Annotated in this window: 8 protein-coding genes; 4 read left to right on the forward strand and 4 right to left on the reverse strand. The window is 66.1% G+C overall.

The window, feature by feature from the left end:
- Nucleotides 1-57 precede the first annotated feature (57 nt).
- The 4 genes from ACXJL8_RS29720 to ACXJL8_RS29735 all read right to left on the reverse strand — a co-directional run bounded on the left by ACXJL8_RS29720 (nucleotide 58) and on the right by ACXJL8_RS29735 (nucleotide 2,771).
- Nucleotides 58-1,029 carry a transporter substrate-binding domain-containing protein gene (locus ACXJL8_RS29720; RefSeq protein WP_456619658.1) on the reverse strand — a complete coding sequence of 324 codons (972 nt, stop codon included), beginning with the start codon at nucleotides 1,027-1,029 and terminating at the stop codon, nucleotides 58-60.
- A 300-nt stretch (nucleotides 1,030-1,329) separates the two neighbouring features.
- Entirely contained in the window at nucleotides 1,330-1,920 is a 591-nt protein-coding gene (locus ACXJL8_RS29725; RefSeq protein ID WP_456619632.1) for an SCO family protein, read from the reverse strand.
- A gap of 24 nt (nucleotides 1,921-1,944) precedes the next feature.
- Entirely contained in the window at nucleotides 1,945-2,139 is a 195-nt protein-coding gene (locus tag ACXJL8_RS29730; protein ID WP_456619631.1) for a hypothetical protein, read from the reverse strand.
- 110 nt (nucleotides 2,140-2,249) lie between these two features.
- Nucleotides 2,250-2,771: a hypothetical protein gene (locus ACXJL8_RS29735; protein WP_456619630.1), complete on the reverse strand. Its 522-nt coding sequence runs from the start codon at nucleotides 2,769-2,771 to the stop codon at nucleotides 2,250-2,252.
- A 249-nt stretch (nucleotides 2,772-3,020) separates the two neighbouring features.
- Here ACXJL8_RS29735 and ACXJL8_RS29740 point away from each other — a divergent pair, with 249 nt between their 5' ends.
- From ACXJL8_RS29740 to ACXJL8_RS29755, 4 genes are all read left to right on the forward strand, one after another.
- Nucleotides 3,021-4,679: an FAD-binding dehydrogenase gene (locus ACXJL8_RS29740; RefSeq protein ID WP_456619629.1), complete on the forward strand. Its 1,659-nt coding sequence runs from the start codon at nucleotides 3,021-3,023 to the stop codon at nucleotides 4,677-4,679.
- Nucleotides 4,679-5,596 carry an alpha/beta hydrolase family esterase gene (locus ACXJL8_RS29745; protein ID WP_456619628.1) on the forward strand — a complete coding sequence of 306 codons (918 nt, stop codon included), beginning with the start codon at nucleotides 4,679-4,681 and terminating at the stop codon, nucleotides 5,594-5,596. The genes ACXJL8_RS29740 and ACXJL8_RS29745 overlap by 1 nt, the downstream gene beginning before the upstream one ends.
- 131 nt (nucleotides 5,597-5,727) lie before the next feature.
- Nucleotides 5,728-6,078: a RidA family protein gene (locus tag ACXJL8_RS29750; protein ID WP_456619627.1), complete on the forward strand. Its 351-nt coding sequence runs from the start codon at nucleotides 5,728-5,730 to the stop codon at nucleotides 6,076-6,078.
- Nucleotides 6,079-6,236: 158 nt separating this feature from the next.
- Entirely contained in the window at nucleotides 6,237-6,602 is a 366-nt protein-coding gene (locus ACXJL8_RS29755; RefSeq protein WP_456619626.1) for a nuclear transport factor 2 family protein, read from the forward strand.
- The last annotated feature ends 72 nt before the right edge of the window (nucleotides 6,603-6,674 follow it).

A 6,674-nucleotide genomic window follows, 5' to 3' on the forward strand; every position in this document is an offset into this window, starting at 1 on the left:
CGCTTCGCGCGCCCCGGAATGACGCTTCGCGCGCCCCGGAATGACGGGGTTGGATGACTAAAACGGGCTCACCGAAAAATACCGCAGCCACAGGTCGGTGTAGCGGCCTTTTTCCCAGACGCGGAACATCGCCCAGTTCAGGGCCTGGCGCAGCACGTCGTTGCCCTTGCGGACGGCAATGCCGATGCCCTCGCCGAAGAAGCGGCTTTCGACGAAGGGACCGCCGGAGAAGGCGCAGCAGTCGCCCGAATCGGTGCCGTTGATCCAGAACGCCAGCGAGATGGCGTCGCCGAAGATGAAATCGACCTCGCCCTTGCGCAAGGCGGCGCGCATGGCGTCGTCATTGGGATAGGCGTGCAGCTCGGCATCGGTGAACATCGCCTTCAGATAGGCTTCATGCGCCGAGCCCGCGATGACGCCGACCTTCTTGCCCTCGAGATATTCCGGGCGGATCTCCGGCATCACCGCGTCCTTGCGCGAGGCGAAGCGCGCGGGCACGCGGTAATAGGGATCGGTGAAATCGACACGGGCGCGGAGCTGCGGGCTCACCGCCATCGAGGCGATGATGGCGTCGCCCCGGTTGGAGGCGAGCGCATCGACCAGCGTCTCGAAGCGGCGCATCTGCACCGTGCAGGTCACCTTGATCTCCTCGCACAGCGCGCGGGCGAGATCGACGTTGAAGCCGGCCGGATTGCCGTCGGCGCCGGTGTAGTTGAACGGCGGATAGTCGGTCTCGGTCAGGAAACGGATCACGGTCAGGCGCGACAGGTCCGGCCGCTCGGGCCGCCGCCGCGGGTCCCAGAAGCTGGGCACGGCCTGGGGGGCCGCCTGGGGCGCAACCCGCGGGGTGGCCTGGGGCGTCCCTTGAGGCGTCCCTTGAGGAGTTCCTTGGGGCGCCACGGAAGGCTGCTTGGCCGGGGTCTGGGCCTTCGCGCCGGGCAGACCCGGGAACAGGCAAGCGCCGACGGCCAGCCCAAGCAGGACACGGCGCAAGATCTGGAGCGATTTTACCTGTCGCGATGCGGCCATCGGCGGGAAATGAACGAATTTCATTGGGATCGGAGGGCCTTATAGACCATCCGGCCGGGAACGCGAGCGGGGATTGTGGCCTGGGCAGAGGTGCGCCCCCTCTCCCGCTTGCGGGAGAGGCTCGGGGAGAGGGGTGTCTCCACGTCGGGACAATCCCCAAGAGGAGAGAGCCCTCACCCGGCGCTTTGCCATAGCCGAGGCTTTGCCTCGGCGTCTTAGAGGACGGCCGCCAAAGGCGGCCTATGCCTCTCCCGCAGGCGGGTGAGGTGCAGGGGAGCTCGTGGCTCGACCGAGTTCTTCTCAGAGATACCGCTTCAGCTCGGTCGCGGCCTCTTCAGGCGTGCGCTTCAGGTTGAACGGCGAGACGAACCTGCCGTCGCGGTCCATCAGGTAGATCAGCGCGGTGTGGTCCATGGTGTAGTCGCCGTCCTTGGTCGGGACCTTCTTGGCGTAGACCCGGTAGGACGTGATGACCTTGGCAATGTCGGCGGGATCGCCGCCGAGGCCCTCGAGATGCGGATCGAAGCTCGAGAGATAATCCTTCATCGCCGCCTGGGTGTCCCGCTCGGGATCGACCGAGATGAAGATGGCGTTGACCTTGTCGGCGTCCTTGCCCATCACGCGCAGCACTTCCGAGATCTCGAACAGCGAGGTCGGACAGACGTCGGGGCAATGGGTGTAGCCGAAGAAGATCAGGGTCGGCTTGCCCTTGAGGCTCTTGTCGGTGACGGTCTTGCCGTTCTGGTCGGTGAGCTGGAACGGGCCCCCGATCGCGGCCGGCTGCGCCACCTTGCTCACCCCGCCCATGGCCCAGAACATGACCAGGAGCCCGACGACGAGGCTTGCGGCGAAGGCGGTTGCAATCACCAGCGGGCGGGTGGCGGAGCTCATGGGCGGACGACTTCCTGTCGCGGATCAGAAACAGGCGGCAAAGCCGGTCCTGATCATTTCGAAGAACACTTGGGTGCCGTAGTGGAACCACAGCGCGAGTGCGCCGATCACGACGAGCCCGCCGATCCCTGCACCCGCGAACAGCAGCACGGCCGGCGTCCGGCCGGCAGTGGGCGAATTGTCCGATACCGGATGAGCGGAGTGCAGTGGTTGAGCCATGACACCGATCGGGGCGAAGGCCCCGGTTCCCGGGTTCTCAGATAAGCTTTAGCCCGCCTGCGGGCAAGGCGCCGCTGGCGGGCTAAAACGATCCGGTCATGCTGAGGATGTCAGTGCAGAAGCTGGCCCCGGGCGGATTCGAGCTGTTCCACTTGCGGGAGAGACCGGCGCTGCGGCTTGATCGTCGAGGCCTGCGCGTCGAGGTAGCAGGGCTTGTACATGGCCTGGAGCTGCTTGCCCCTGAGGAAGAGCATGTGCGGGGTGAGGCCGCCGCGCTGCATGATCCAGCGTTTCACCTGCGACGGGTACATCGCGTAGAGCATCTGGGTCGCCTCGGAATTGGTGACGGCACGGCCGTTGCTGCCGAAATCCCAGGCGGCGTGGAAGCCGAGCGTGGCATGCGAGGTCACGCAGATGCGGTCGCGCGGGATGGCGCCGAGGACGATGGTGCAGGCGGAGGCGCAGAGGCCGTCGATGATGACGGTGTCGCCGGATTGGCGCAAATCCTGGTACCTGTCGACGTAGGTTCCGATCCGGCCGCCGCGATCATCCGCGATCCGAACCACCGCCTGAGAAGCCCCCATGCCCGCGATCAGGAGAACCGCCGCAAGCAACCCCGTCAGAAACTTCATTGTCCCCCGCCCCAGTCGAATTCGAATCTGCGTGTCAGGTGGTGATGCTCAGCTAGCGTCTGTCGTAACCGTGGTTTTGTCTAGGCACGCCGGCCCGCTCAAAACAAATTCAAATCCAGTGTTGCGTCCGCGCTGCACTCGGGCCGGCTCGGTCCCAATGTGGAACAAGTTAACGATGTCTTATCCGCCACACCCTTGATCTCAGCTCCAACCGCTGGCTTCAATCCGGGCAACTACAGGGGGGAACTCATGACTGAGCAGGCGGACGTCATCGTTGTCGGCGCGGGACTGTCGGGACTGGTGGCTGCCACCGAGATCGCCGATGCGGGCAAGCGCGTGATCGTCGTCGACCAGGAAGGCGAGCAGTCGCTCGGCGGCCAGGCGTTCTGGTCGTTCGGCGGATTGTTCCTGGTCGATTCGCCGGAGCAGCGCCGGCTCGGCATCAAGGATTCCTTCGAGCTCGCGATGCAGGACTGGCTCGGCACCGCCGGCTTCGACCGCGACGAGGATTTTTGGCCGCGCCAATGGGCCGAGGCCTATGTGGCGTTCGCCGCAGGCGAGAAGCGCGACTGGCTGCGCGCCATGGGCCATCGCATCTTCCCCGTGGTCGGCTGGGCCGAGCGCGGCGGCTATGACGCGATGGGCCACGGCAATTCGGTGCCGCGCTTTCACGTCACCTGGGGCACCGGGCCCGGCATCGTCGAGCCGTTCGAGCGCCGCGCGCGCGAGGCGGCGAACAGCGGGCGGATCACCTTCAAGTTCCGCCATCGCGTCGATGCGCTGTCCGTCACCAACGGTACTGTCGACGGCGTCAGCGGCGCCGTTCTCGCAGCCGATCCCGTCGAGCGCGGCAAGAGCTCGTCGCGCAAATTGGTCGGCGAGTTTGCGCTGAAGGCACAGGCCGTGATCGTCGCCTCCGGCGGCATCGGCGGCAATCATGATCTGGTGCGGCAGAACTGGCCGAAGCGGCTCGGCGAGCCGCCGAAATTCATGATCTCCGGCGTGCCCGAACATGTCGACGGCCGCATGATCGGCATCACGGAAGCGATCGGCGCGCGGCTGATCAACCGCGACCGCATGTGGCATTATGTCGAGGGCATCCAGAACTGGTCGCCGATCTGGCCGCGCCACGGCATCCGTATCCTGCCCGGCCCGTCCTCGATGTGGTTCGACGCCACCGGCACGCGGCTGCCGGCGCCGCTGTTTCCCGGTTCCGACACGCTCGGCCAGCTCCAATACATCATGTCCACCGGCCATGATTATTCCTGGTTCATTCTGACGCAGAGCATCATCAAGAAGGAATTTGCGCTGTCGGGATCGGAGCAGAATCCCGACCTCACGGGCAAGAGCTGGCGCATGACCTTGCGCCGCGCCACCAACAAGGGCGCGCCGGCGCCGGTGGAGGCGTTCAAGCGCCACGGTGTCGACTTCATCGTACGCGACAAGCTCGAGGACCTCGTTGCGGCGATGAACACGCTCGCCGGCAACGACCTGCTCAGGCTCGACGAGGTGAGGATGCAGATCGAGGCGCGCGACCGCGAGATCGCCAACGCTTACGTCAAGGATGCGCAGGTGATGAACATCCACAATGCTCGGCGCTATATCGGCGACAGACTGATCCGCACCGCCTCCCCGCACCGCATCCTCGATCCCGCCCATGGGCCGCTGATCGCGGTCAAGCTCAACATCCTCACCCGCAAGACGCTGGGCGGCTTCGAGACCGATCTCGACGCACGCGTGTTCGGCGAAGCGGGCAAGGTCATTCCCGGGCTCTACGCGGTCGGCGAAGCCGCGGGCTTCGGCGGCGGCGGCGTGCACGGCTATCGCTCGCTGGAAGGCACGTTCCTCGGCGGCTGCCTGTTCTCGGGCCGCAATGCCGGCCGCGCCGCGGCGAAAGCGGTGGGCTAGTGCGACACTGGATCCGCATCGGGGCGCTCATCGCGGCAGTGGCCGCCGCGTCGGCCGCATCCGCCGATACGATCGACGTCGGCGGCGTGAAGCGCTCCTACACCGCGCTACTGCCGGCGAAGAAGCCGGCTCCGCTCGTGATCGTGCTGCACGGCAAGACCCAGCGCGGCGCCGACATGGTGGCGCGGACGGCCTGGCCGCAGGTCGCAAAGCGCGAAGGCCTCGCCGTGGTCTTTCCCGACGGGCTCAACAATGCCTGGGCCGATGCGAGGACGAAGGCGGGACCCGCGCTGCGTGGACCGCCTCCGGGCACCGATGACATCGCCTTCATCGCAAAGCTCGTCGGCAAGCTCGTGGCCGACGGCACCGCCGATGCGAAGCGCGTCTACGTCGCCGGCGTGTCCAACGGCGGCGCCATGGCGATGACGCTCGTCTGCGCCCGCGCCGATCTGTTCGCGGCCGGCGCGAGCGTGATCATGAATCTCACCGAGGAGGCCGCGGTCACCTGCCATCCGTCGCGGCCGCTGCCGATGCTGATCATCAACGGCACGGCCGACCCGCTGGTGCCCTACGAGGGCGGACGCGGATCGAGCTATTATGCCGCAGACGGATTCTGGTCGACCGAGGAGACGCTGGCGTTCTGGCGCAAGCTCAATGGCTGCGACACCGATGACGCCGCGGTGACGGACCTGCCCAATAGTGCGCCCGCGGACCAGACCACCGTGACACGGGTCTCCTCGCACTGCCCCAGCGGGCACGACGTCGTGCTCTATCGCGTCAACCATGGCGGCCACCGCATGCCCGGATTCGCGCCGGATGCCCGCTTCCCGAAGATTGCGGCGCGCCTGCTCGGGCCACAGAACAACGACATCGACGGCGCCGAGACGATCTGGACGTTCTTCAGCCGGTTTCCGTAAGGCCGCGCATGCATCGCGGACGACGCATGCGTGCCTGGCAACGCATGCGTGCCTGGCAACGCATGCGTGCCTGGGGTGGCATAGCGCAAGGCGCTGCGCTAGACAGGGCCGCCATTCATAGGAGACTCCCAATGAGCATTCAGCGTTTTGAAACCGGCCCGCGCATGAGCCAGGTCGTCGTGCACGGCAACACCGTCTATCTCGCCGGTGTCGTCGCGAGCAACGCGGCCGGCGAAAGCGTGACCAAGCAGACCCAGGACATCCTGAAGACCATCGACGGCCATCTCGCCAAGGCCGGCACCGACAAGTCAAAGTTGCTCTCGGCCACGATCTACATCACCGACATGAAGACCTTCGGCGAGATGAACGCGGTGTGGGACGGCTGGGTCTCGCCCGGCAACACCCCGGCCCGCGCCACCGTCGAAGCCAAGCTGGCCGCGCCGCAATACACGGTCGAGATCATGGTGACCGCGGCGAAGTAATTTTCGCGAACTAGTCGCATGCGAATGAAGCGCGATGAGACCATCATCGCGCTTCATTTTTTTCGCGCGCTGATGACCTCAGAGGTAATCGATCGGCGCGCGTGAACCTTCGATAGTGACGGTCAGCCGAACCAACGGCGCCATCGAAGGAGAACACCATGACCGATCCCGCCGCCATCGCCCGCCGCTATATCGATCTCTGGAACGAGCGCACGGCCAGCCGCCGGCGCGAACTGCTGAGCGCGAACTGGACGGCGGATGCGAGCTATGTCGATCCCCTGATGACGGGCGACGGCCATGACGGCGTCGACGCGCTGATCGCGGGCGTGCAGCAGCGCTTTCCCGAGTTCAAGTTCAAGCTGCTCGGCGAGCCCAACGGCTACGGCGACCACGTTCGTTTCTCGTGGGGCCTCGGCCCGGACGGCGTCGACAGCCCGATCAAGGGGACGGATTTTGCCGTGCTGAAGGACGGGCGGATCAGGAGCGTGACGGGATTTCTGGACCAGGTGCCCGCGGGCGCGTGAGGGGCGAGCGCGCTGCCTGAAACTCCATCGTCGTCCCGGCGAAGGCCGGGACCCATACCGCGTGATCTCTCG

Source organism: Bradyrhizobium sp. P5_C11_2 (genome assembly GCF_054049755.1).

What these genes read in the sequence shown, in the direction of transcription:
- ACXJL8_RS29725 (WP_456619632.1), bottom strand. Translation starts at nt 1,920, where the DNA reads ATGAGCTCCGCCACCCGCCCGCTGGTGATTGCAACCGCCTTCGCCGCA.
- ACXJL8_RS29755 (WP_456619626.1), top strand. Translation starts at nt 6,237, where the DNA reads ATGACCGATCCCGCCGCCATCGCCCGCCGCTATATCGATCTCTGGAAC.
- ACXJL8_RS29730 (WP_456619631.1), bottom strand. Translation starts at nt 2,139, where the DNA reads ATGGCTCAACCACTGCACTCCGCTCATCCGGTATCGGACAATTCGCCC.
- ACXJL8_RS29750 (WP_456619627.1), top strand. Translation starts at nt 5,728, where the DNA reads ATGAGCATTCAGCGTTTTGAAACCGGCCCGCGCATGAGCCAGGTCGTC.
- ACXJL8_RS29720 (WP_456619658.1), bottom strand. Translation starts at nt 1,029, where the DNA reads ATGGCCGCATCGCGACAGGTAAAATCGCTCCAGATCTTGCGCCGTGTC.
- ACXJL8_RS29740 (WP_456619629.1), top strand. Translation starts at nt 3,021, where the DNA reads ATGACTGAGCAGGCGGACGTCATCGTTGTCGGCGCGGGACTGTCGGGA.
- ACXJL8_RS29735 (WP_456619630.1), bottom strand. Translation starts at nt 2,771, where the DNA reads ATGAAGTTTCTGACGGGGTTGCTTGCGGCGGTTCTCCTGATCGCGGGC.